This window comes from Luminiphilus syltensis NOR5-1B, from assembly GCF_000158175.1.
Taxonomy (GTDB): domain Bacteria; phylum Pseudomonadota; class Gammaproteobacteria; order Pseudomonadales; family Halieaceae; genus Luminiphilus; species Luminiphilus syltensis.
In genome coordinates this window covers 630033-652184 of the sequence record NZ_DS999411.1, presented here as the reverse complement: position 1 = coordinate 652184, position 22152 = coordinate 630033, and the positions used below count along the sequence as shown (strand labels likewise).

Annotated in this window: 25 protein-coding genes; 15 read left to right on the top strand and 10 right to left on the bottom strand. The window is 56.9% G+C overall.

The window, feature by feature from the left end; genetic code table 11:
• Window positions 1-76 precede the first annotated feature (76 nt).
• Together NOR51B_RS02945 and NOR51B_RS02940 are read left to right on the top strand one after the other, a co-directional pair.
• Window positions 77-841: an SDR family NAD(P)-dependent oxidoreductase gene (locus NOR51B_RS02945; protein ID WP_009020594.1), complete on the top strand. Its 765-nt coding sequence runs from the start codon at window positions 77-79 to the stop codon at window positions 839-841.
• Between the two features lie 49 nt (window positions 842-890).
• Window positions 891-1298 (top strand): nuclear transport factor 2 family protein, encoded by a 408-nt coding sequence (locus NOR51B_RS02940; protein WP_009021680.1) that lies wholly within the window; start codon window positions 891-893, stop codon window positions 1296-1298.
• A gap of 61 nt (window positions 1299-1359) precedes the next feature.
• On the opposite strand, the gene NOR51B_RS02935 is transcribed toward NOR51B_RS02940, so the two are convergent.
• Together NOR51B_RS02935 and NOR51B_RS02930 are read right to left on the bottom strand one after the other, a co-directional pair.
• On the bottom strand, window positions 1360-2136 hold the full coding sequence (locus NOR51B_RS02935; protein WP_009020296.1) for an SDR family NAD(P)-dependent oxidoreductase: 777 nt from the start codon (window positions 2134-2136) through the stop codon (window positions 1360-1362).
• Window positions 2137-2183: 47 nt separating this feature from the next.
• Window positions 2184-3212, bottom strand: a complete 1029-nt coding sequence (locus NOR51B_RS02930) for an NADP-dependent oxidoreductase (RefSeq protein ID WP_009021480.1) — start codon at window positions 3210-3212, stop codon at window positions 2184-2186.
• 242 nt (window positions 3213-3454) lie between these two features.
• On the opposite strand from NOR51B_RS02930, the gene NOR51B_RS02925 reads away from it, so the two are divergent.
• From NOR51B_RS02925 to NOR51B_RS02915, 3 genes are read left to right on the top strand one after another with little or no spacing between them, the layout of a single operon-like run.
• Entirely contained in the window at window positions 3455-3925 is a 471-nt protein-coding gene (locus NOR51B_RS02925) for an SRPBCC family protein (RefSeq protein ID WP_009019756.1), read from the top strand.
• 21 nt (window positions 3926-3946) lie between these two features.
• Entirely contained in the window at window positions 3947-4264 is a 318-nt protein-coding gene (locus NOR51B_RS02920) for a putative quinol monooxygenase (RefSeq protein ID WP_009020980.1), read from the top strand.
• Window positions 4265-4301: 37 nt separating this feature from the next.
• The gene (locus NOR51B_RS02915; protein ID WP_040481656.1) at window positions 4302-5477 is read left to right on the top strand and encodes an aromatic ring-hydroxylating oxygenase subunit alpha; all 1176 of its coding nucleotides are present in this window, start codon (window positions 4302-4304) and stop codon (window positions 5475-5477) included.
• 511 nt (window positions 5478-5988) lie between these two features.
• Here the strand turns inward: NOR51B_RS02915 and NOR51B_RS02910 are convergent.
• The gene (locus tag NOR51B_RS02910; RefSeq protein ID WP_009020517.1) at window positions 5989-7011 is read right to left on the bottom strand and encodes an NADP-dependent oxidoreductase; all 1023 of its coding nucleotides are present in this window, start codon (window positions 7009-7011) and stop codon (window positions 5989-5991) included.
• A 174-nt stretch (window positions 7012-7185) separates the two neighbouring features.
• On the opposite strand from NOR51B_RS02910, the gene NOR51B_RS02905 reads away from it, so the two are divergent.
• Window positions 7186-7497, top strand: a complete 312-nt coding sequence (locus NOR51B_RS02905; RefSeq protein WP_009019768.1) for a Rieske (2Fe-2S) protein — start codon at window positions 7186-7188, stop codon at window positions 7495-7497.
• Window positions 7498-7502: 5 nt separating this feature from the next.
• On the opposite strand, the gene NOR51B_RS02900 is transcribed toward NOR51B_RS02905, so the two are convergent.
• Window positions 7503-8258 carry an SDR family NAD(P)-dependent oxidoreductase gene (locus NOR51B_RS02900; RefSeq protein WP_009020536.1) on the bottom strand — a complete coding sequence of 252 codons (756 nt, stop codon included), beginning with the start codon at window positions 8256-8258 and terminating at the stop codon, window positions 7503-7505.
• A 184-nt stretch (window positions 8259-8442) separates the two neighbouring features.
• Between NOR51B_RS02900 and NOR51B_RS02895 the strand changes: the two genes are divergently transcribed.
• The 4 genes from NOR51B_RS02895 to NOR51B_RS02880 all read left to right on the top strand — a co-directional run bounded on the left by NOR51B_RS02895 (window position 8443) and on the right by NOR51B_RS02880 (window position 11190).
• Complete coding sequence (locus tag NOR51B_RS02895; RefSeq protein WP_009020811.1) at window positions 8443-8967, top strand: nuclear transport factor 2 family protein; 525 nt, start codon at window positions 8443-8445, stop codon at window positions 8965-8967.
• Window positions 8968-9041: 74 nt separating this feature from the next.
• Window positions 9042-9812: an SDR family NAD(P)-dependent oxidoreductase gene (locus NOR51B_RS02890; protein ID WP_009019546.1), complete on the top strand. Its 771-nt coding sequence runs from the start codon at window positions 9042-9044 to the stop codon at window positions 9810-9812.
• Between the two features lie 7 nt (window positions 9813-9819).
• Window positions 9820-10182 (top strand): EthD domain-containing protein, encoded by a 363-nt coding sequence (locus NOR51B_RS02885; RefSeq protein ID WP_040482278.1) that lies wholly within the window; start codon window positions 9820-9822, stop codon window positions 10180-10182.
• Window positions 10183-11190, top strand: coding sequence for an MDR family NADP-dependent oxidoreductase (locus NOR51B_RS02880; protein WP_009021187.1), 1008 nt, complete (start codon window positions 10183-10185; stop codon window positions 11188-11190).
• A 62-nt stretch (window positions 11191-11252) separates the two neighbouring features.
• Here NOR51B_RS02880 and NOR51B_RS02875 read toward each other — a convergent pair whose 3' ends face one another.
• The 4 genes from NOR51B_RS02875 to NOR51B_RS02860 form a co-directional block, all read right to left on the bottom strand.
• Complete coding sequence (locus NOR51B_RS02875) at window positions 11253-12518, bottom strand: ribonucleotide-diphosphate reductase subunit beta (RefSeq protein ID WP_009020198.1); 1266 nt, start codon at window positions 12516-12518, stop codon at window positions 11253-11255.
• Window positions 12519-12543: 25 nt separating this feature from the next.
• Window positions 12544-15429: a ribonucleoside-diphosphate reductase subunit alpha gene (locus tag NOR51B_RS02870; protein WP_009019507.1), complete on the bottom strand. Its 2886-nt coding sequence runs from the start codon at window positions 15427-15429 to the stop codon at window positions 12544-12546.
• A 331-nt stretch (window positions 15430-15760) separates the two neighbouring features.
• Complete coding sequence (gene argF, locus NOR51B_RS02865; protein ID WP_009019225.1) at window positions 15761-16666, bottom strand: ornithine carbamoyltransferase; 906 nt, start codon at window positions 16664-16666, stop codon at window positions 15761-15763.
• Between the two features lie 3 nt (window positions 16667-16669).
• A complete protein-coding gene (locus NOR51B_RS02860; protein WP_009019636.1) occupies window positions 16670-17875 on the bottom strand; it encodes an aspartate aminotransferase family protein in 1206 nt (401 codons plus the stop codon).
• Window positions 17876-18016: 141 nt separating this feature from the next.
• Here NOR51B_RS02860 and grxD point away from each other — a divergent pair, with 141 nt between their 5' ends.
• Entirely contained in the window at window positions 18017-18337 is a 321-nt protein-coding gene (grxD, locus tag NOR51B_RS02855; protein WP_009021169.1) for a Grx4 family monothiol glutaredoxin, read from the top strand.
• A gap of 78 nt (window positions 18338-18415) precedes the next feature.
• Here grxD and bfr read toward each other — a convergent pair whose 3' ends face one another.
• Window positions 18416-18901 (bottom strand): bacterioferritin, encoded by a 486-nt coding sequence (bfr, locus tag NOR51B_RS02850; protein WP_009019044.1) that lies wholly within the window; start codon window positions 18899-18901, stop codon window positions 18416-18418.
• 127 nt (window positions 18902-19028) lie between these two features.
• On the bottom strand, window positions 19029-19283 hold the full coding sequence (locus NOR51B_RS02845; protein WP_009019189.1) for a (2Fe-2S)-binding protein: 255 nt from the start codon (window positions 19281-19283) through the stop codon (window positions 19029-19031).
• Between the two features lie 134 nt (window positions 19284-19417).
• On the opposite strand from NOR51B_RS02845, the gene NOR51B_RS02840 reads away from it, so the two are divergent.
• From NOR51B_RS02840 to rlmH, 4 genes are read left to right on the top strand one after another with little or no spacing between them, the layout of a single operon-like run.
• Window positions 19418-20671: a glutamate-5-semialdehyde dehydrogenase gene (locus tag NOR51B_RS02840; protein WP_009019915.1), complete on the top strand. Its 1254-nt coding sequence runs from the start codon at window positions 19418-19420 to the stop codon at window positions 20669-20671.
• On the top strand, window positions 20672-21331 hold the full coding sequence (gene nadD, locus NOR51B_RS02835; protein WP_040481652.1) for a nicotinate-nucleotide adenylyltransferase: 660 nt from the start codon (window positions 20672-20674) through the stop codon (window positions 21329-21331).
• On the top strand, window positions 21328-21684 hold the full coding sequence (gene rsfS, locus NOR51B_RS02830) for a ribosome silencing factor (protein WP_009018993.1): 357 nt from the start codon (window positions 21328-21330) through the stop codon (window positions 21682-21684). Before nadD ends, rsfS begins: the two co-directional genes overlap by 4 nt.
• Entirely contained in the window at window positions 21654-22151 is a 498-nt protein-coding gene (rlmH, locus tag NOR51B_RS02825; protein WP_230198386.1) for a 23S rRNA (pseudouridine(1915)-N(3))-methyltransferase RlmH, read from the top strand. Before rsfS ends, rlmH begins: the two co-directional genes overlap by 31 nt.
• Window position 22152 lies beyond the last annotated feature (1 nt).

The window sequence follows — 22152 nt, the reverse complement described above, 5'->3', positions numbered from 1 at the left end:
CCGGAAGCTGTCGTAATGGGCAGTGAATGAACAAAAACCCCAACACACTTTTTACCTCCAGCGAAGGAATATCCAGATGGCTTTATTAGAAAACAAGGTTTGCCTCATCACGGGCGCGGCCTCCAATCCCGGACTGGGCCACTCGATTGCCCACCGATTCGGTGAGCAGGGCGCCACGGTGATCGTTACCGATATGGACGGGGCGGGCGCCGAACGTACCGCTTCTGAGATCAACGACGCCGGTGGTACCGCGGTGGGCTGGGGACAGAATGTGACCTCGCGGGACGAATGGGTTGCGACACTGGCCAGGATCAAGTCGGACTATGGACGTATCGATGTGCTGGTGAACAACGCCGGAATCGCCGTGCTCCAGCCGCTGGAAGCCTTCACCATGGCGGATTACGAAAAGCAGATGAGTGTGAACATGACCAGCGTTTTCATGGGCACACAACTGGTTGTTGAAATGATGCGCGAGGATGACATCAAGGGTTCCATCGTCAACATGTCTTCGGTCGCCGCTTTGGTGGGCGTGGTGGGTGTTACGGCCTACGCAGCGAGCAAGGCGGGCGTCCATGGATTTACCAAAGCGGTCGCCGCTGAAACGGCGCGGCAGGGCATCCGATGCAACACACTCCATCCGGGTATGATCCTCACCAATATGAACGCCCAGGCCGCCACTGATAATCCGGAAGAGTACAAAATTATCGTCGATAAAATCCCCATGGGGTATATGGGGCCACCTTCATCGATTGCCGACGCGGCGCTGTTCCTGGCGTCTGACATGTCCAGCTATGTAACCGGCACCGAGCTGGTTATTGATGGCGGACTGATCAGCGTCTGACGGTCTTGCAGGCCAAACAGCACCGACTACTTTTACTGGGGAGAACCGAATGACGGACAACACACTCATGGACCAGTTGGCAATCAGGGCGCTATTGGATCGCTACTGCGACGGCGTCAACCAGAGGGATGCGACGATCTGGGGTGGTACCTGGGCCGAGGACGCGGTATGGGAACTCCCGCACCTGGAAATGTCGGGCATTCAGGGCCGAGAAAATATTGTCTCGGCCTGGGTCGAAGCCATGAAGTTGTTTCCTTTCGTCAACATGATGGCACAGCCTGGCGTCATCGAGGTCACTGGTGACAAAGCGACCATGCGCTCTTATACCACCGAAGTCGCGGTTACCCAGGATGGCAATGAAATACGTCCGCGGGGTGAGTACCACGACGAGTGTGTCAAGGTTGACGGAGAGTGGAAATTTTCCCTCAGGAAGTTCAAAGTCCTCCACGGTGAATAACGGTATCGCACCATAAAAAAGGCGAGATTTCTCTCGCGTTTTTTATACCCTTAAACTGAGTTTAGACGCCGGGCAACCCTGCGGTTGAGCCCCCGTCGATAACCAGCTCGGAGCCGGTGACGAAACTGGCGTCGTCAGAAGCCAGATACATCACCAGGGACACGATCTCTTCCATCTTCGCCATGCGACCCATGGGAGCTACGTTTTCCAGCATGTTTCGCGCCGCCGCCTGATCCGGGGCGCTGTTGATCGCGCCTTCAATCAAAGGCGTCTCGGTAACACCGGGGTGGATGGTATTACAGCGGATACCGGATTTACCCAGGTGTACCGCGGTTGACTTCGCCAGCAGGCGCAGTGCGCCTTTGGTGGTGGAATAGGTGACATCGCCCGCCAAGGCCAGAATGCCATTGATCGAACTGTTGAGAATGATGGAACCGCTGGGCCCACCGGGATTTTCTCGCATGAGTTCGACCGCCGACTTAATCGTCAGCATCGCCCCTGTCAAATTGATATCGATCAGCCGCTTCCACGCATCGACTTCCACGTCCTCGATATTGCTGTCGCCGGAGTTGGTACCGGCATTGGCAAAGGCAATATCAAGACGACCGTGTTCAGCACGAATCTGTGCCACCAATGCTTTCCAGCCCTCCACATCCTGCACCGCATGCTTGACAAAGGTGGCACCGGTTGCCTGCGAGATATCAGCACCAGCGGTCTCGTTGTTTCCGGTAAAGATGACGGAGGCTCCCTCGCGGGTAAAACCCTCGACGGCCGCTTTACCAATACCGTTGGTGCCACCCGTAATCAGCGCCACTTTACCCTGCAGCTTGCCACTCATAAATTTGCTCCGTTAACTGTTCGTTTGCTGTGATTTCGAGACTGAGTTCAGTCTGGATCTGCGATCTTGACGATGAGCTTGCCTTTATTGCCGCCGGTAAACAGCATGCGATAGGCATCGACGGTGTTTTCAATACCTTCAACAATGTGTTCGGCAAATTTGAGCTCACCGGAACGCACCCACGCTTTCAACTGCTCGATTGCCGCAGGGTACTCGTCGGCGTATTTGAGGTTCATCTGGCCGTGGACGCTCGCACCTTTGGCCAGCACCTGCCAGTAATTGAAAGGACCCGGTACCGGGCCGTCGGCATTGTAGGTGGAAATGGCGCCACAGAAGACCACCCGGGCGCCCTGCGCCAGATTCAGTAGTGCCGCATCGAGGGTTTCACCACCCACATTGTCGTAATAGATATCAATCCCTTCAGGGCACTTTTCCGCGATGGCCGCTGTAAGGTCGTCTACCGCCTTGTAGTTGATGGCGTCATCAAATCCGAGCTCGTCGCAGATGAACTGGCACTTCTCGTCGGCACCGGCGATACCCACGACGCGACACCCGTGTAACTTCGCTATCTGGCCCGCAATCGAGCCAACGCCACCGGCCGCGGCACTCATGAGTACCGTCTTGCCGGGGGCTGGCAGTCCCAGTTTCAGCATGCCGAAATAGGGAGTCAGACCCATGGCACCGCTGAGAATTGTCAAATGGTAGTGCAGGGGGAACTCACTGTTGTCCACCTTTTCAAGTTGCTCAGCGGGGGTGGTGCTGTATTCCTCCCAGGCGTTGGTTGCCAATCCGATGACGAAGTCGCCAACGGCGAGGGCGTCGCTCTCGCTGGCAACGACCTGGCCCAGGGTTGTACTGCGTATGGCCTCGCCGATGGCAATAGGCGGCAGGTAGGAGACCGCGTCATTCATCCAATCCCGCTGCGCAGGATCCAGCGATAAATAGAGATTCTTGATAACCACGTCGCCCGGCTGCGGTGGTTTAACGTCACCCTCAGCGAGCTCGATATCCTGTTCGGTGGGAAGCCCCGTTGGCCGTTGTCGCAGCACCAGTTGGCGCTGTTTCGATGGGTACATAATGTGATGTCTTTGCTGATTATTTGACACGAGATTAGGTGACGCCTGAGAAAAAAGCAAGCAAGCTTGACTTTTTATTGCCGGGTGCCTAGCCTCGGCGTTGAGCCAGGCTAAAAACACGCGTTTGCTATACACTCTCGCTGCTGCGGAGCGACTGAAAAACGATAGCCAACAGGTCCGTCCGTGGGCACAACAATAACGTTCATGGCACGCCCTGCCTTTGTGCTGTGTTGGAGATAACAATGGAATTGCTGGTTGAACACTCGCTGGATGCCGACCCTGACTTTATCTGGCCCCTGATCGTCGACTTCGGCAATATCGAGGCGTGGTGGCCACAGGGGCAGGCGATCGACATTGAACGTGTCGATATCGACGGCGAGGGCATCGGCATGACTCGCCATATTTACAATGCCGGCTTTAGTCATGCGGTCAGCGAACAGCTGTTGGCTCTTGATCCTGAAATCTACCGCTGGCAACTCGCGATAGTTGGCGAGCGGCCTGCGGGCCTTGTGCAGTACACCGCTACCGGACAGTTGCATCCGTCAGATGACGGTAGCTGCGGAATTTCTTATCGAGGGGAGTTCAGAACCGAACCGGGCAGGGAGCAGGAGGCGGAAACGTTTCTTCGCGGTGCCTACCAAATGATGTTCGATGGGCTGCAGCAGGCGGCCGATAGGGCTCGTGCTTCAAATGACGCTGCATCCACACAATAATCCAAAAACAGGAACTGGAATATGAATACCTTAGCCATTATCGCACGCACCGAATTATCGGCGGAGGACGCCCCGAAGTATGTTGAAGCGGCGCGTAAATTGATCGAACCCACTCGGAAGGAAGCGGGCTGCGAGATGTATGCCATGGCCGTTGATATCTGTGATCCCAACGTCATTTGGATTTCTGAGCAGTGGGCGAGTAAACAGCATCTCGACGATCACCTGCGCGCGCCACACATCCTCGAGTTCCTGCAGACCGTCGGTGGGCTGGACATCAAGAGCCTGGATGCAAGGCAATACTCGGTTTCCGCCATGGGCCCGGTCGAGATGCCCGAATAGCCGGGCTTTACGCACCGCTGAGCGATTAGGAGAAATAATGGAACTTGCAGAGCGTTATACCAAGATTATCAAGCGCATGATGGAGCACGTTGAAAACGGCACCACTGACTGGGCCGAGAGCACCATGCGCGTGGATTCATCCCAATACACCGATCCTGCCTTTTATGAAAAAGAAGTGGCCGCGATATTTAAAAAGCTGCCAGTGATGGTTGCGGTGTCTCATGAGATCCCGGAAACCGGCGACTTCCTCACCCGCGATTACCAGGGCGTGCCGCTGCTAATCACCCGGCAGGCCGATGGCAGCGCCAAGGTGCTTATGAATGTCTGTACCCATAGAGGTATGACCTTGACCCAGGCGGAGAGCGGCAACAAGCGGGTCTTTACCTGCCCTTATCACGCCTGGTCGTTCAGTGGGGACGGCACCCTGCGCGGAGTCGCTGAAGCGCCCAAGTTCGGTGAAGACTGCCGGGGCGATCGAGATCTGGTTGAGTTTCCTTCTCACGAAGAGGGCGGCCTTTTATTTGCGGTACTCGACCCCGATTCGACGGTGGATATTCGTTCGTATCTGGGCGGTATGATGGATGATGTGGTCCAAAAGGGCTTTAAAGACTGGAGCTATGTTGGAAACCGCGTGATCCATGGCGCCAACTGGAAAATCGCCTACGACGGTTATCTTGAAGGCTATCACTTCAAGGCTGCGCACCCGGAAACCATCGAGCCCAGAACATTTTCCAATATCATGGAGTTCGATGCCCATGGCCCCCACGTCTTTATTGGATTTCCGCAGAAAGGCATCCTCAAGCACAAGGACACCCCGGAGGAAGATCTCTGGAAATTTGAGAACGATGGGTATGACTACATTCGCCTGTTTTTCCCCAACGTCTCTATTTTTGTCGCTCCCGAAATTACTCAGGTCGCCCAGTTGATACCGGGCCCAACGGTGGACCAGAACACAACGATTCTTCATTTCCTGCACCCCGAGCCGCCAGCCGATGAGGCGGAAGCACAGGCGCGAGTTGAGATGGTCGACTGGCTCCGTGACGTCGTCGACAAAGAGGACTACCAGTTGGGACTGCAGGTGCAGCGCGGTTTACAGGCGGGCCATCAAAAGGATGTGATCTTCGGTCGCAACGAACGCGCCAACCAGTACGTGCACAAGTGGATCAAGTACTATGTGAACGGTGACGAGTCGGCGCCTGAACCCACCTTGTGATAATGGTCTGACCGATAAAAAAAGCCCGCATTGAAGCCAATGCGGGCTTTTTTCTTCATCGCGGATTTTGGCGGGATCAAGACCTGCACAGAACCTTCATCAGTCCGCTGAACGGCAATCGCTGATTACCACCTCCTCTTTATTGAAGTCGGTGAGGCAGGCGGTAGTCCTTTGAGCTGCTCGCGTAGCTCCAGCAGGGCCAGCGCACTGTCGGAATTGCTCGTCGACGCTCAAAGCACTCCCGCCCACCTCACCTCGTGGCGGTGCCATCGTCGGGGTTGCTTCGACTGTACTTGCAGCGATTGCTTAGGGTGGCTCGGCGGCGGTTTGCTCGAGCGTCGACGAGCGAGCGGTTTAATACGCCATCGCCGATGGAGCTACGCGAGCAGCTCGAGTAATCCGGGGCTGAGCCGCCCGGGTCAGGTATGACGTCATACGCGAGGCTTCTGAGGGGAGACTGGCGACCTCTGAAATCCGCGATAGGCCTTTGTTGTTTGCAATAGCCTGAACGTTAGTCGGCGGCTTCGAGTTTGACCATGAGCTTTCCCTCGTTCCCACCGCTAAAGAGCAGTGAAAAGGCATCGAGGGTGTTATCAAATCCGTCCACCATGTGTTCCTTGAACTGGATTTTGCCCTCGTTGAGCCACTCGGACATCTGGGCCTGCCCCTCTGGGAAGCGATCAAAATAGTCTTTGATCAAATACCCCTGAATGGTCACGCTTCGGGCGAGTACCTGCCACCAGTTGTAGGGGCCGGGCACGGGCTCGGTAGCGTTATAGCTACTGATCGCGCCGCAGAAAACGATGATGGCGTCGCTGTTCAGGTTCATCAGTGCCGCGTCGAGAATTTCGCCGCCGACATTGTCGAAAAACAGATCCACGCCCTCCGGGCAGGCCTTTGCAATCGCGTCGACCATATCGCCGCAGGTTTTATAGTTGATACAGTCATCGAAGCCGAGCTCGTCGGTGACCCAACGGCATTTTTCGTCGGACCCCGCCATACCGACCACCCGTAGGCCCATAAGCCTGGCGATCTGACCGCCGATTGACCCCACCGCGCCGGCGGCGGCGCTCATAAGCATGGTTTGCCCTGCCTGGGCCTTGCCGGCTTCGATCACGCCAAAATACGGCGTGAGACCAACGGCTCCCAGCATATTCACGTAGTAGTGAAGCGGGAAGGTATTGTCTTCGGGAACTTTGGTGAAGAATTCGGCGGGTACGACTCCGTGGGTTTCCCAGGCACCCATGCCATACACCAGATCGCCCTTTGCAAATCCATCGCTGGTGCTGGCGAGTACTTTGCCGCATACGGTAGAGCGTACGGGCTCTCCCAGAGGTATCGGCGGCAAGTAGGAGGGGGCATCGGACATCCAGCCGCGAATCGCCGGATCCAGCGAGAAATAATGGTTTTCGACCAGCAGGTGACCGGGCGGCAGCTCGCCGATCGTTTTTTCCTCAATGGTTACTTCATCGGTGCTGGGAACACCGTGGGGTCGCTTGGCAAGCGTCCACTGTCGTTTGGATGTGGGCAGCATGGTGCTCTCCGGTTTTTTTATGGCGGAATTTTGAGGTTAGCGGAGCTAGACTAAACACCCGGAAAAATTAAAGCAAGCTTGACGGTTTTTTTATTGGCTGCCTCAGTGCTATCCTCTATCCCTTTCTCAGGTTGGTTCGTTTGCTGGCCTTTACGTTATTGATCGGAGCAAGACATGTCGGATTATCAGGTGGCCTTTGCGGCCGACGTGCTGGAAAACAACAGCGGCAAAGCGGTCGAACTGGCCGGAATGAAAATATTGGTGTGCCGTGCCAGCAATGAATTTTATGCGGTCGAGAATCGATGCACCCACCAGGAAGCCGAGCTCGAGGGTGGACGCATCCGCGGATGCTTCATCTCCTGTCCGCTGCACGGAGTACGCTTTAACCTGAAGGACGGTGAGCCGATGGGTCAGCTCACCCGGGTTCCTGTTCGAACCTTCCCCGTGCGGGTCGAAAACGGGCAGCTTGAGGTTGACGTCAGCTAATCGTCTTAGAGGGCGGTCCATCCGCCATCAGCGGCAACCAGCTCACCGGTCATAAAGCTCGATGCATCACTGGCGAGAAAAAGAGCAAGATTGGCAATCTCCTCCTCGGTACCCAGGCGCTTCATAGGGTGTTGATCCGCGAGAATGCCCTGCATTTCCTCGGTAGTTGACGACACCAACAGTGGCGTTGCCACGTTCCCCGGACACATGGCGTTAATGCGAATACCCTTTTCGGCGTACTCGATGGCGGTATTACGAGTCAGACCCGCCACCGCGAATTTGCTGCTGACGTAAAGGCCAACGCCAGGAAAAGTTCGTCGTCCCAGGGCGGAATCCATATTGATGATATTGCCTTGTCCCTGGGGCTCCATGATGCGCAGAGCTTCCCGCAGACACAGCCACACCCCCTTTAGGTTGACCGACATCAAGCGGTCGAAATCCGCTTCTTCAGTCTCTGCGAGGGGTACTATCGGCGCTGATACGCCGGCGTTGTTGAGCGTGATATCCAGGCTACCCAGCGCCTCGACGGCGCCGTGGAAGAACTCCTTTACCTCGGCGGCGCTGCTCACGTTGCAGCTGCCGGTAAAACAGCGCTGGTTTGCGGCTTCAATTTCAGCCTTAACCGCTGCGGCCGCCGTTTCGTCGACGTCGCAAATGGCGACATCGGCGCCGGCGCGCGCAAAGGCCAGTGCGCAAGCTCTGCCCAAACCCTTACCGCCGCCCGTCACCAGCGCAACTTTTCCATCCAGCCTCAGTTCCATATATCCCCCTTTTTTATGATGAGTGGTCCGGATTTCTGGCCGCCCACTGATTAATGCTCGAGTGCGAACCCGGCGACATTGGTTGCTGACCGTATCGGCTTACTTAAAAACAGTCAACATTGTTTGTTATTTAAAAACGGCTGTGCGATAGTCACCAAACTAATAATAAGTGTAGGGCGACGCTATGGCCTTTGATTTAGAAGCTGAAGTGCGGGATCTCGCTGCGCGTCGAGACATCGCTGCAGCCTGTATGCGCTACATCCGTGGCCAGGACCGACTCGATCCGGATCTACACCGATCCGCCTTCCATGAAGGCGCCTACGTGGACTGCGGTTTGATGGCGGGATCGGCAGAGGAGTTTGTTGCATTCGCCCAGGGTTTTTTGTCTGACCTGGAATCCAGCCAACATATTCTTGGGCAAATGGATATCAGCATCCATGGTGATCGTGCCGAGGGTGAAATTTACTTTTTCGCCCAGCATCGCGTCATTGACGGTGACAACGCCTTCGATCTGTTGGTATCGGGCCGCTACGTGGATGAATACGAGTGTCGCGCTGGTGACTGGCGAATCGTCAAACGCTATGAAATTGTCGACTGGGTCCGCAATGATCCCGCCACCGATCAGGATTTCCGCGAGCAGAACCCCAGGGTTCCCTTCGGCCAGCGTGGTGGCAGGGATTTCAGCAGCCTGCGCAACTGGCCGGTATAGGCCGTTTCACTGCTTCGGCGGCACTGATCAGGCACAACAACAGACAAGACAGACAAGGTAGGAGGGAGATAGTGATGGGGTTACTCGAAGGTAAGGTAGTCGTCGTTTTGGGCGCATCCGATGAACGCAGTATGGGTGCCGCCGCCGCCAGGTATTGTCTTGAATCGGGAGCGCAGGTGGTTGTCGCGTCACGTTCCGGGGAAAAGGTCGCCGCGCTCGCCAAGAATCTGGGTTGTGCCGCATTTACCTGTGACATTACCAGCGATGAGCAGCTGGAAGGGCTCGCGAGTTTTGCCGTTGAACAGTTTGGCCAGCTGGATGTGGCGCTCAATTTTGCCGGTGTTGAGGCCGGAGGCGCCATCGCCGAACTCACTCGCGATGCCGTGATGCACAGCGCCGATGTTCATCTGGCCGGTACCGTCATGTTTATCCGCTTTATGGCGGAGAAAATGAGCGATGGCGGTGCCATCGTTACCACGTCATCGCAAACGGCGCTCCTCGCGCCCCCCGGACTTGCAGCCTACGCGGGCGCCAAAGCGGGCGCCGATCACGTGGTGCGAATCGCGGCCAATGAATACGGCGCCCGGGGCATTCGAGTTAATGCCGTCGCCCCCGGATTTACCCCTTCCGCCATGACAGAGGCCTATCTGCAGATGCCGACGGTCGAGAAGGCGTTTAAAAAAGAGATTGCCCTGCCTCGACTCGCGTCGGTACTCGATATTGCCAAAGCCGCAGCCTGGCTGGCGAGCGACGATTGCTTCGCGACCGGTGTCGTGCTCGATGTCTCGGCGGGGCAGACGCTAAGGCGTATCCCTACCGTTGATGAAATGATGGGTGAGGGCTGAGATACTCATGATCAAAATGGTAACGCTACTTACTCGACGCCCGGATATCAGCCGGGAAGAATTCCAGCAGCGCTACGAAAACGGGCATCGGTTGATCGGTGAGAAGTACCTCAGGGGGTATGCCGAGCGTTATGTCAGACGCTATTGTCGCCCTGCGACGGGAGCGCCGAAGGCAGGGGAGCTGCCCTGTGATGTGGTCCTGGAGATCTGGTTCCCTGACCAGGCGACGTTTGATGCGGCCATGGTTGCGCTGAGTGAACCAGAGGCGGCAGCAGAAATTGCAGCAGACGAAGCGCGGTTATTTGATCGCGATAAAATTGTGAGTTTTATGGTCGATGAGTTTGAATCATCGATAAAGGAGAAAAGTTAGATGCCTAAAGCCGTTGTTTTGGCCCGATATCCACAGGGTGAGATTGCCGAAGAGGACTTCGCTGTTGCTGAGGTGCCTATGCCTGCCGTTGAGGAGGGGTTTTTTCTGATCAAAAATCGCCTGTTTTCCCTCGATGCCGGTTTCCGGGCGTGGATGAATGAGGGCGCCGGTGATAACTACCTTGAGGGGATGAAACTCAACGAGCCGGTACAGAGTATTGTGCTCGGCGAAGTCATTGAGTCCCGACACCCTGACTATCCTGTAGGCGCTATCGTCAATGCGCGCACCGCGTGGGAAGAATTCAGCGTGCTCGATGGCAGCGACCTGACGTCAATCCTTGAAACGACACCGGGCGTGCCCCTGCATGAATACATGTCCACCCTGGGTCCGACGGGTGTTACCGCCTGGATAGGATTGATGGAAGTGGGTAAGCCCCAGCGCGGGGACACCGTGGTGGTGAGTGCCGCCGGTGGTGCTGTGGGAACGGTTGTGGGCCAACTGGCCAAGGCCGAAGGGTGTTACACCGTTGGCTTGACAAGCTCGGCGGCAAAAGCGAAATGGTTGGTCGAAGAGGTGGGTTACGACGCCGCGATTTCGCGGGAAGAATCTCCCGACCTGGACGCTGCTCTGAAGCAGGCGCTGCCTGAGGGTATCGACCTGTTCTTCGACAATGTCGGTGGAGCGGCGTTGAACACCGTGATGGGCCAGTTACGGGAAAACGCGCGCTTGGTGCTTTGCGGTGCGATATCTCAATATGAGGCAGAAGCTCCCGATCCTGTCACCAACTGCTGGGAATTGATTACCAAGCGCGCGCGTATGGAAGGGTTTATGTTCTCTGACTACATCGATCAGTTTCCCGCGATTATGGACGATCTGGGCAGACGCCTGAAGAAAGGCGAGTTAAAAGGTTTTGACCAGCAATACCATGGCATTGAGAAAACGCCACAGGCCTTCTGCGACATGATGCACGGCAACGCCCGGGGTAAGTGTCTCGTTACCCTCGATTGAGGGTCGGGAATAAAAAAAAGGCCGACAACGTGTGTTGCCGGCCTTTTTTAAGGTCTAGCTTTTTAGTCCCAGGTGAGGGCGCCGCCCGTCTGGTACTCGATGACCCGAGTCTCGAAAAAGTTCTTTTCCTTGCGCAGGTCCATGATCTCTGACATCCAGGGAAAGGGATTCTGTACGCCGGGGTACTGCTCTGACAGGCCCAGCTGGTTGAGTCGTCGATTACAGATAAACTGGAGATATTCTTCCATCATGGCGGCGTTCATACCCAATACGCCGCGCGGCATGGTGTCACGGGCATATTCAATCTCGAGTTGGGTGCCCTCGAGTATCATCTGCACCACTTCTTCCTGGAATTCCGCAGTCCACAGATGTGGATTTTCCAGTTTGATCTGGTTGATCACATCGATACCGAAATTCAGATGCATCGACTCATCCCGCAGGATGTACTGGAACTGCTCGGCAACGCCGGTCATTTTGTTGCGTCGGCCCATGGATAATATCTGGGTAAAGCCGCAGTAAAAGAAAATACCCTCGGTGACACAGTAAAACCCGACCAGATTCCGCAGCAGCTGTTGATCCGTTTCAACGGTACCGGTCTTGAAGTTTGGATCCGACAGGGAGTGGGTGTGGCTGAGGCTCCAGGTCGCTTTTCTGGCGACCGACGGTACTTCGCGATACATATTGAAGACCGCGCCCTCATCCATCCCCAGCGACTCAATACAATACTGATAGGCGTGGGTATGAATCGCCTCTTCAAAGGCCTGGCGCAGCAGGTATTGGCGGCACTCGGGGTTGGTGATCAGGCGGTAAATACCCAGTACCAAATTGTTGGCCACCAGCGAATCTGCGGTCGAGAAGTAGCCCAGCGAGCGGAGTACGATGCGACGTTCGTCCTCGGTGAGCCCATCACTGCTCTTCCAGGTGGCCACATCGGCCGTCATGTTCACTTCCTGCGGCATCCAGTGATTGGCGCAACCATCAATGTACTTCTGCCACGCCCAGTCGTACTTGAAGGGCACCAGCTGGTTGAGGTCGGCGCGACAATTGATCATTGCTTTTTCGTCCACGGAGACGCGCTGCGCACCCATCTCCAGCTCCTCGAGACCGGGAGCAACGTCGAGGCTGGCGACAGCCTCTGCCGCCTTCCGGATCGCTTCGGAAGCCATGGGGTCTTGAGCTTCAGGGGTCGCGGTGGACACAGACGCCGCACCATCATCGATAGCCTCGGCCTGCGTTATTGTATCCAGGGTTTTTTCAACCACAGCGGGGGCGATATCAGCTGCGTTATTGCCGCCGTCTTCTTCGTGGTAGTCATCCCAATTCAACATAATTCATTCCTCTTGTTGTGCTTACTTACTGACAGGCTTCGCAGTCGGGGTCGTCCAGGGAGCATGCCTGGGGAACCGGAGCGGGTTGGGGCGTTGCCGAGCCGCTGGATACCGCGTTGAGCTTGCCACTTTCGACGGTGGATTTCTCTGTCCCGGTCGCCGCCAACGAGCGCAGGTAATAGGTCGTCTTCAATCCGTTAAACCAGGCCATACGGTAGGTCACATCGAGCTTCTTGCCGCTGGCGTTATTGATGTAAAGATTGAGGGACTGTGCCTGGTCTATCCACTTCTGCCGACGACTGGCGCTGTCGACGAGCCAACGGGGCTCAACCTCAAAGGCGGTTGCGTATTTTGCCTTGAGATCGTCGGGTATCCGGTCGATGGCCTGGACACTACCGTCGTAGTACTTAAGGTCATTGACCATGACCTTATCCCACAACCCGCGAGCCTTCAGATCCTTGACCAGATAGGGGTTAACTACCGTGAACTCCCCAGAGAGGTTGGATTTCACGTACAGGTTTTGATAGGTCGGCTCGATCGACTGTGAGACCCCGGTGATGTTGGCGATGGTCGCAGTGGGTGCGATCGCCATCACGTTGGAATTGCGCATCCCGTTGGCGGCTACCTTGGCTTTGAGCGGTGCCCAGTCCATGGATTGGTCACGATTGACCTGAATGTAGTCTTCACCGCGGTGCTGGATGAGCAGATCCAGCGAATCGTGAGGGAAAATGCCCTGGCTCCACAGTGAGCCTTCATAGGACGAGTAGCTGCCGCGTTCCTCTGCGAGCTCGCTCGACGCTTCAATCGCGTAGTAGCTGATGGCCTCCATGGACTGGTCGGCAAAGCTCACCGCCTGGTCGGACCCGTAGGCGACATCGAGTTTGTAGAGCGCATCCTGGAAGCCCATGACACCCATACCAATAGGTCGATGTCTAAAGTTGGACTGCTCTGCCTGCGGTACCGAGTAATAGTTGATATCGATGACGTTATCGAGCATTCGAATGGCGGTACGAATAGTGCTGCGCAACTTATCCAGATTGAGTACGCCATTTTCTATATGCTGCGGCAGGTTGACGGAACCCAGATTGCATACCGCGATTTCATCCGCACTGGTGTTCAGTGTGATCTCGGTGCACAGGTTTGAGGAATGCACCACGCCGCAGTGTTGCTGGGGTGATCGCAGGTTGCAGGGATCCTTGAACGTCATCCAGGGATGGCCGGTTTCAAAAATCATTCCCAGCATCTTGCGCCACAGACTCTGCGCCTTGAGGGTTTTATGCAGCTTGAGTTCGCCGGACGCCGCCATCGCCTCGTACTGCTGGTACCGCTCTTCAAACGCCTTGCCGTAAAGGTCGTGCAAGTCAGGTACGTCGTTGGGTGAAAACAGGGTCCAGTCACCATCGTCGAAGACACGCTTCATGAACAGGTCGGGAATCCAGTTGGCCGTGTTCATGTCGTGGGTACGGCGACGGTCATCGCCGGTGTTCTTGCGCAGTTCAAGAAACTCTTCGATATCCATATGCCAGGTTTCAAGGTAGGCGCAGACCGCGCCTTTTCGCTTGCCGCCCTGATTCACCGCAACGGCGGTGTCGTTGACCACTTTCAGGAAGGGGACAATGCCCTGGCTTTTGCCGTTGGTGCCCTTGATGTAAGCGCCCAGCGCTCGCACCGGGGTCCAGTCATTGCCCAGACCACCGGCAAATTTGGACAACATGGCGTTGTCCTGGATCGCGCCGTAGATACCGAACAGGTCATCGGGAACCGTGGTCAGGTAGCACGACGACAGCTGCGGCCGCAGCGTCCCTGCATTGAACAATGTGGGTGTCGAGCTCATGTAGTCAAACGAGGACAGCAGGCGATAAAACTCGATCGCGCGCGCGTTCTTGGCTTCTTCGCGAGCCGCCAGACCCATGGCTACGCGCATAAAGAAGATTTGGGGTAGTTCAAAGCGCGTGTTGTCGCTGTGGATAAAGTAGCGGTCGTACAGGGTCTGCAGCCCCAGGTAGGAAAACTGCAGGTCACGCTCGGGGAGCAGAGCGGAGCCAAGCTCTTCAAGATCGAAGTCCTGCAGGTCGGGTGCCAGCAGTTCAAGCTCAATGCCGCGCTTGATAAAGGCCTTTAGTGCGGCGGGGTAGTGGATTGTCATATCCTGCTGGGTCGCCAATTCGGCGACGCCCATGAAACTGAGGCCTTCAGCGCGAAGGTTATCGAGTAGTAACCGGGCAGCGGCGTAACTGTAATTGGGTTCCTGTTCGATCAGGGTTCTGGCGGTAATCACCAGCGCCGTGCTGACCTCTTCTGCGGCGACACCATCGTAGAGGTTACGCAACGCTTCATCGATGATTGCGGCTTCGCTGACGTCAGCCAGCCCCTCACAGGCTTCCGCCACAATGGTTCTTACCCGCTCAATATCCAGCGGGCTGCGACTGCCGTCAGCCTGTACCACGTTGATCCGTTCTGCGGCCTGCTGCGACTCGGGGGACAGTGCGGCCTTGGCGGCGCGCTCCTGTGCCCGCGCTTCACGATAGATCACATAATCACGCGCTATCTTGTGCTCGCCGGCTCGCATCAGGGCCAGCTCAACCTGATCCTGAATATCTTCGATATGGATGGTGCCCCCCGAGGGCATCCGCCGCTTGAAGGTGGCAACGACCTGCTCGGTCAGTTTTGCTACGGTTTCATGAATACGAGAGCTGGCCGCCGCTGTTCCGCCCTCTACGGCCAGAAATGCTTTGGTGATCGCCACTGAAACTTTGCTGTCTTCAAACGCGACGACGGTTCCATTTCGTTTGATGACTCTAAGCTGACCGGGCGCTGTGGCTGCCAGTGGGCTGGCGCCGGGGTTGCTGGTAGTAGGAATAGGGTTGGAACGGGTTGGGGCGGTTGCTGGTAAGTCGGTCCCTGGTTGCATTACGTCTCCACCTTCGTGCCTGGCCTGGGCATCGCTGGGTTTATTGTTGGGGTGACTCGTCGACGAAACCCCATATGTTGGGGTTTCTTGTCCGAGAAACCCCAAGATAGGCGGGTCGCGATGCCAATGCAAGGGTATTGGAGCGGGGTTATTTTGTGGAAAACATGTTCGCAACACGACGAGCTAGTGCTCGCTAACTTGCCAGATCAGTAAATGCAACAAATCAGTCTGGGGACAAGGCGAATCGCGGGTATCGAGCGAGGTGGATTATTTTTTTATAACCATAATCTGTTTTAGCGACTTTGGTTATTGGTCGACTTCCCGGCCGGTGCTAGCCCAGCAGGAATTCGAGCAGCGCTTTCTGCGCATGCAGCCTGTTTTCGGCCTCATCCCAGATGACCGAGTCGGGGGCGTCCATAAGCTCGGCGGTAATTTCTTCACCCCGATGGGCCGGCAGGCAATGCAGGTAAAGCGCATCTTTTGCCGCCCGGGCGAGCAGGCCGCGCGACAACTGGAAGGGGGCCATTGCCGCCTCCCTGATTTTCTGCTCTTCCTCCTGACCCATCGATGCCCAGACATCGGTCACCAGCAGGTCGACACCCTCAACTGCAGCATCGGCATCGTGTTCGATCCGGACGCGCTCGGCATTCTTTGCGACCAGATCAGCGTCGGGTTCGTAGCCCTCGGGGCAGGCAATGACCAGTTCAAAGTCCAGTAATCTCGCGGCGTTGATGTAGGACTGGCACATGTTGTTGCCGTCACCCAGCCAACACACCCTGCGGCCGGCGATATCACCGCGATGCTCAAACCAGGTTTGCATGTCGGCCAGCAGTTGGCAGGGGTGAAAATCATTGGTCAGCCCGTTGATGACCGGGACGCTGCTCATGCGGGCGAAGCGTTCCACCGTGCTGTGTTCGAAGGTGCGAATCATGACAGCGTCAACCATCGAAGAGATAACCCGCGCCGTGTCCTCAACAGGCTCGCCGCGACCCAGTTGCGTATCGGCGGCGGACAGGAACATGGCGCTGCCGCCGAGTTGCGTCATTCCGGCCTCGAAGGAGACCCGGGTTCGGGTGGAGGCCTTGGCAAAAATCATTGCCAGCACTTTGCCCGGATAGCGCGCGTGACTGATACCCTCGCGCTGCAAACGTTTAAGTTCCGTTGCGCGAGCGATAATCGAACGAAACTCGTCCGCATTGATATCATCTAGCGTCAGGAAATGCCGGGGCTGAGCCATGGTTCACGCTCCTTTTGTTTGCGTTTGTCGGGCCATCATTGCGCCGATAGCCTCTGCAACACCACCGCCGAGGACCCGGGCGTTTTCATCGGACATGACCAATGGTGGCAGCAGGCGTACCGTACGGCCTGCAGTCACATTGAGTAAAACCCCCTGATCGAGGCCGCACTGAACAAGCCCGTCACAGGGAAGGGTCAGTTCAATACCGATCATCAGTCCCGTACCCCGTACCTCCCTGACCCAACCGGGTTCGGCGAGTCGTTCCCGAAACCCTTCAAGCACGGCGGCCCGAATCGGGTCTGCCCGATCCCAAAGCTGCTCGCCGATGAGGGTATCGACGACGGCCTGAGCCGCGCTGCACGCCAGCGGATTGCCGCCGTAGGTGGTGCCATGATGGCCGGGTGCCATGACCTCGGCGGCGTCGCCCCGCGCCATGCAGGCCCCAATGGGAACACCGTTACCGAGGCCTTTCGCTGTGACCAGGACGTCGGGGGTAACACCGATGCGCTGGAACGCGTAAAGGCTGCCACAACGCCCGTTGCCGCACTGGACTTCGTCAAACATCAGCAGCCACTGGTGTTGGTCGCAAATTGCCCGAAGCTGCTTCAGGTACTCAACGGGGAGCGGATATACGCCGCCTTCTCCCTGAATCGGTTCCACGAGTACGGCAACAATATTGGCGTGCGCTTCAGCCAGCCTTGATATGGCCTCGATGTCGTCTCTCGCCACCCGATAGAAGCCCTCGAGCATTGGGCCAAAACCTAGCTGCAGCTTTTCATTCCCGGTCGCTGAAAGGGCGGCCATGGTGCGACCGTGGAATGCCGCCTCGAGCACCACGATACCGGGGTGCTCGATGCCTTTTTGTGCGCCGTACTGGCGCGCGAGCTTGATCGCTGTCTCGTTACCTTCCGCACCCGAGTTGCAGAAAAACACGTTATCCATACCGGTCGCATCGGTGAGCGTTGCGGCCAGTGCTTCCTGCGTATCAATGCGGTAAAGATTGGAGGTATGCACCAGCGCACCAGCCTGGGCTGTGATCGCCTTGGTGACGGCGGGGTGGCAATGGCCGAGGTTGGTCACGGCGATGCCGCTGACACCATCGATATAGGGTCGATCGTCGCCATCGAACAGGAGCTCGCCTGCGCCGCGGCTGAAGGACACGGGCAGGCGACCGTAAGTAGGCATGATGCGGGATGCGTAGGTGGTCATGAAGAAAACCAAACCTTAGAAAAAAGAGCGCTGAAGCATACCGATTAAGCGGTGCCCGCGAAACACCCGCCGCTTGAATTAACACCTTGGCACCACAACCTATTACACTAGGACATTGAACATTTTTGTTGAGGAAGCGTTATGGACGTTATAGAGACTATCAAGGATCAGATCAGCAATAACCGTGTGATTCTGTACATGAAGGGTTCGCCCAATCAGCCCCAATGTGGCTTTTCGGCGAGAACGGTGCAGGCGCTGATGGCGTGCGGTGAGCGGTTTGCCTATGTCGACGTGCTATCGAATCCGGAAATTCGCGCCAATCTTCCCCAGTACGGCAACTGGCCCACGTTTCCCCAATTATGGGTTGATGGCGAATTGGTGGGCGGTTGTGACATCGTTTGTGAGATGCACGAAGCCGGCGAGCTCAGTGAAGTAGTGGCGGGGGCGCCGGAGTCCGAGTAACAGCCCGCTGAAGTCTGGCATCCGCCAGACGCAAAAAAGGCGGGAATTCCCGCCTTTTTTTATTTCACCAACTGCCCATTATTCGTCAGGCTTGACGGTCTTCATGGCGGTCTGGAGATAATTCTGCTCTCCGACACGATCCATGAGTGATATCTGGGTCTCGAGCCAGTCGATGTGCTCTTCTTCGGCGTCGAGAATCCTCAGCAGCAAGTCCCGGGAGACGAAGTCACCCACTGTCTCGCAATGAGCAATGCCTTCTTTCAGGTCGACGTGGGCGATATGCTCCAGCTTAAGATCGCATTCGAGCATTTCACGGGGCGTCTCACCAATCAGTAATTTACCCAGGTCCTGCAAATTTGGCAGACCCTCAAGAAAAAGAATGCGTTCGGTCAGCTCATCGGCGTGCTTCATCTCATCGATGGATTCGTGGTACTCGTGCTCGCCGAGTTCGGTCAGGCCCCAGTCCTTGTACATCTTCGCGTGCAGGAAATACTGATTGATGGCCACGAGCTCATTGCCCAGAACTTTATTCAAATACTCGATTACTTTTGCGTCGCCTTTCACGGTTGTGCCTCCGGTGTATTAAGACCGCAGTGTAACGACTGTCGCGCGCGTGCTGCAACTGATCGTCTGCGTAAGTTTCTGAAATTTAAGAAAAAATAATGATAATCAGAGTGATTATTGACTGCACTCAGGCGGTGGCGAAGCCGCCGGCATCGTAGAAGTTGTTGCTCTTTTCGCTGGCTTCGATGCAGTCGGAAACCACTTCTCGGGCGAGTGAAGTGCACTTGCCACACTGGGTGGATACGCCCAGCTCGTCGCGCACTTCACGGAACGACCGCGCGCCACCGGCAACCGCTTTTGCGATCGCTCGATCCGACACCTTTTTGCAGACGCATACGTACATGCGATTAAAGTTAATGCGATTGAGAATGATTGTCAACAAAATTTATGGCGCGGTAAACCAGCCCCCATCGTGCCGCGTCGGGCCCTGCACACGACGCACTCCATAAAGGTACTCCGGCGCCTTACATCGCGGGCGGCACCCCTTATACTGCGCGCTGGAAAAGAGGACTGAAAATGGACCCGAAAACCCTGGTCGCCGAACTTGGAAACAATGCGAGAGTCGCAGCGCGGCAACTGGCGGCGGCGCCTGTGGCAGTGCGCAACCAGGCGTTGGCTGCCATTGGCGCGGCGATATCAGATCACCGCACAGGCTTGCTGGAAGCCAATCAAAAGGATCTCGAGCGCGGCAGAAGCACGGGCCTTGACCCGGCGTTACTGGACCGACTCGAATTGACGCCGGCGCGTATCGACGACTTGCTGCTCAGCCTGGAACAGGTGGCGTCATTGGCCGATCCGGTGGGCGCCATGGATGACGTGCGTACCATGGATTCTGGAATCCGCGTGGGCAAAATGCGGGTGCCGCTTGGGGTGGTCGGGATGATTTATGAGTCGCGTCCGAATGTAACGGTTGAGGCCGCGAGCCTGTGCCTCAAGTCGGGCAATGCGGTGATTTTGCGCGGCGGTTCCGAGGCGATCGACAGCAATCGGTTTCTCGGCGCGCTGATAGAGAGCGGTCTTGAGCAGGCTGGGCTTGATAAGTCGGCGGTGCAGGTGGTTCAGGTCACCGACCGGGCCGTCGTCGGCGCATTAATTGCCGCCCCCGAGGCGGTGGATGTGATCATACCCCGTGGGGGCAAGGGGCTGATCGAGCGCGTCGCGGCCGACGCCAGGGTGCCGGTCATCAAGCATCTTGACGTATTTGCCACGTCTACATCGATGACAGCGCCGACCCCGCGATGGCCGGCCATTGCGCTGAACGCTAAAACCCAGCGCTACGGCACCTGCAATACCATGGAAACACTCCTGGTGTCGCAGGGCATGCAGTCGCTACTCCCGGGATTGGTCGATGCCCTGCAGCAGCGAGGAGTGGAGTTAAGGGGTTGCCCCCGGAGCCGAAAGATTGCTCCTGCTATCGCCATCGACGCTACCGAAGAAGATTGGGGCACCGAGTATCTCGCTCCGATTCTCTCGATTCGTGTGGTTGACGATCTCGAAGACGCCATGGAGCACATTGCGCGCTACGGATCGGGCCACACCGAGAGCATTGTCACCGAGCACCACGGTCGCGCGATGCGTTTTCTTCGCGAGGTTGATTCCAGTTCCGTCATGGTCAATGCATCGACCCGTTTCGCCGATGGCTTCGAATACGGACTGGGCGCCGAGATCGGCATTTCCACGGATAAGTTCCATGCTCGCGGACCGGTTGGCCTCGAGGGATTAACCTCGCAGAAGTACGTTGTTTTTGGCGAGGGACACGTGCGCAGTTAAATGGCGACCGCAATTGGCATTCTGGGCGGCACCTTTAACCCAATACATATTGGCCATCTTCGCGGGGCGATTGAGGCCCGAGAGCGACTGGGATTGGAGCGTCTCGTTCTGCTGCCGGCCGCTGCCCCGCCGTTGAAAGACGCACCCACGGTCACCCCCCGGCATCGCGCGGCGATGGTTGAGTTGGCCATTCGTGGGGTCCCGGGGTTTGAATTGGACGATAGGGAGCTCAGGCGTGAAGGCCCGTCCTACACCGTTGACACGTTGCGGGAATGGCGTTCGGAGTTGGGCGATCACGTGTCGCTGACCTTTATTATGGGTAGCGATTCCCTGTGCAGCCTCGATCGCTGGTCCCGCTGGCAAACCCTGCTCTCACTGGCCAACGTCGCCATCCTTGAACGGGCAACCGGTATCGGCGGGGTTCCCGACGGTGTCAGTGCCTGGCTAGAGGCGCACAACGCCGCTGCCGGAACGCTTCGTAACAGTGCCCATGGCCGTATTGCGATGATACGGCAGCCGCCCTTGACCGTATCGTCGACCGACCTTCGGGAGCGACTAACTAGTGGTAGCGATGTTCGATTTCTACTGCCGGACCCCGTTATCGAGTATATTGCCATGCATGATCTCTACTCATTTACCAAAGCCCCGGGGAAGCCGTGACTGAAGACAGCATCCCCCACGGCGACGAACTATCAGCATTGGCATTGTCAGCGCTCAACGATCTCAAGGCGGTTGAGCCTGTGGTCATAGACGTCCGCTCGGTATCTTCGGTGATGGACTTCCTCGTGATTGCCAGCGGTACATCATCGCGGCATGTGAAGTCGCTGGCGGACAACGTCATTGTTACCGCCAAGGAGCAGGGTGCCCGACCCATTGGGGTCGAGGGCCAGAATGCCGGGGAGTGGGTACTGGTCGATTTTGGCGATGTTGTGGTCCATGTTATGCAGCCCGCTACACGCGGCTTTTACGACCTGGAGCGGCTGTGGTCTGCAGCCGCCCCCGCACCGGGCTGATGGCGATTCGCGTCCTCGCAGTAGGTGCGAAGATGCCGCGGTGGGTCGATACAGGGGTCGATGAGTACCAGAAGCGGTTGCCCCGCGACTTCAAGGTAAGCTGGCACAGCATTCCACCGGCCAAGCGGCAGGGCGACGCGCCGCAGCGCTTGATGGCGGCCGAGGCCGACGCGATCCGTCGCCAGATTAAACCGCGAGAGCATCTCGTCGTGCTCGACGTGGGTGGTACCCTGGTGTCCACCGAAGCCATAGCGGCACAGATTGCCCGTTGGCAGCTGAACGGTGAATCGGCGGCCATTGTGATTGGTGGCCCCGACGGTATCGATCCCGAACTCGGGCAGAGCGCCACTGCCCAATGGTCTCTCGGTCGCATCACATTGCCGCACCCACTGGTCAGGGTGATTTTGGCAGAACAGTTGTATCGAGCGTGGTCGATCAACGCACAACACCCCTACCACCGGGCCTGAT

Excerpts from the sequence above, each read along its gene's own strand:
- NOR51B_RS02945 (WP_009020594.1), top strand. The coding sequence starts at position 77 with ATGGCTTTATTAGAAAACAAGGTTTGCCTCATCACGGGCGCGGCCTCC.
- NOR51B_RS02940 (WP_009021680.1), top strand. The coding sequence starts at position 891 with ATGACGGACAACACACTCATGGACCAGTTGGCAATCAGGGCGCTATTG.
- NOR51B_RS02935 (WP_009020296.1), bottom strand. The coding sequence starts at position 2,136 with ATGAGTGGCAAGCTGCAGGGTAAAGTGGCGCTGATTACGGGTGGCACC.
- NOR51B_RS02930 (WP_009021480.1), bottom strand. The coding sequence starts at position 3,212 with ATGTACCCATCGAAACAGCGCCAACTGGTGCTGCGACAACGGCCAACG.
- NOR51B_RS02925 (WP_009019756.1), top strand. The coding sequence starts at position 3,455 with ATGGAATTGCTGGTTGAACACTCGCTGGATGCCGACCCTGACTTTATC.
- NOR51B_RS02920 (WP_009020980.1), top strand. The coding sequence starts at position 3,947 with ATGAATACCTTAGCCATTATCGCACGCACCGAATTATCGGCGGAGGAC.
- NOR51B_RS02915 (WP_040481656.1), top strand. The coding sequence starts at position 4,302 with ATGGAACTTGCAGAGCGTTATACCAAGATTATCAAGCGCATGATGGAG.
- NOR51B_RS02910 (WP_009020517.1), bottom strand. The coding sequence starts at position 7,011 with ATGCTGCCCACATCCAAACGACAGTGGACGCTTGCCAAGCGACCCCAC.
- NOR51B_RS02905 (WP_009019768.1), top strand. The coding sequence starts at position 7,186 with ATGTCGGATTATCAGGTGGCCTTTGCGGCCGACGTGCTGGAAAACAAC.
- NOR51B_RS02900 (WP_009020536.1), bottom strand. The coding sequence starts at position 8,258 with ATGGAACTGAGGCTGGATGGAAAAGTTGCGCTGGTGACGGGCGGCGGT.
- NOR51B_RS02895 (WP_009020811.1), top strand. The coding sequence starts at position 8,443 with ATGGCCTTTGATTTAGAAGCTGAAGTGCGGGATCTCGCTGCGCGTCGA.
- NOR51B_RS02890 (WP_009019546.1), top strand. The coding sequence starts at position 9,042 with ATGGGGTTACTCGAAGGTAAGGTAGTCGTCGTTTTGGGCGCATCCGAT.
- NOR51B_RS02885 (WP_040482278.1), top strand. The coding sequence starts at position 9,820 with ATGATCAAAATGGTAACGCTACTTACTCGACGCCCGGATATCAGCCGG.
- NOR51B_RS02880 (WP_009021187.1), top strand. The coding sequence starts at position 10,183 with ATGCCTAAAGCCGTTGTTTTGGCCCGATATCCACAGGGTGAGATTGCC.
- NOR51B_RS02875 (WP_009020198.1), bottom strand. The coding sequence starts at position 12,518 with ATGTTGAATTGGGATGACTACCACGAAGAAGACGGCGGCAATAACGCA.
- NOR51B_RS02870 (WP_009019507.1), bottom strand. The coding sequence starts at position 15,429 with ATGCAACCAGGGACCGACTTACCAGCAACCGCCCCAACCCGTTCCAAC.
- argF (WP_009019225.1), bottom strand. The coding sequence starts at position 16,666 with ATGGCTCAGCCCCGGCATTTCCTGACGCTAGATGATATCAATGCGGAC.
- NOR51B_RS02860 (WP_009019636.1), bottom strand. The coding sequence starts at position 17,875 with ATGACCACCTACGCATCCCGCATCATGCCTACTTACGGTCGCCTGCCC.
- grxD (WP_009021169.1), top strand. The coding sequence starts at position 18,017 with ATGGACGTTATAGAGACTATCAAGGATCAGATCAGCAATAACCGTGTG.
- NOR51B_RS02840 (WP_009019915.1), top strand. The coding sequence starts at position 19,418 with ATGGACCCGAAAACCCTGGTCGCCGAACTTGGAAACAATGCGAGAGTC.
- nadD (WP_040481652.1), top strand. The coding sequence starts at position 20,672 with ATGGCGACCGCAATTGGCATTCTGGGCGGCACCTTTAACCCAATACAT.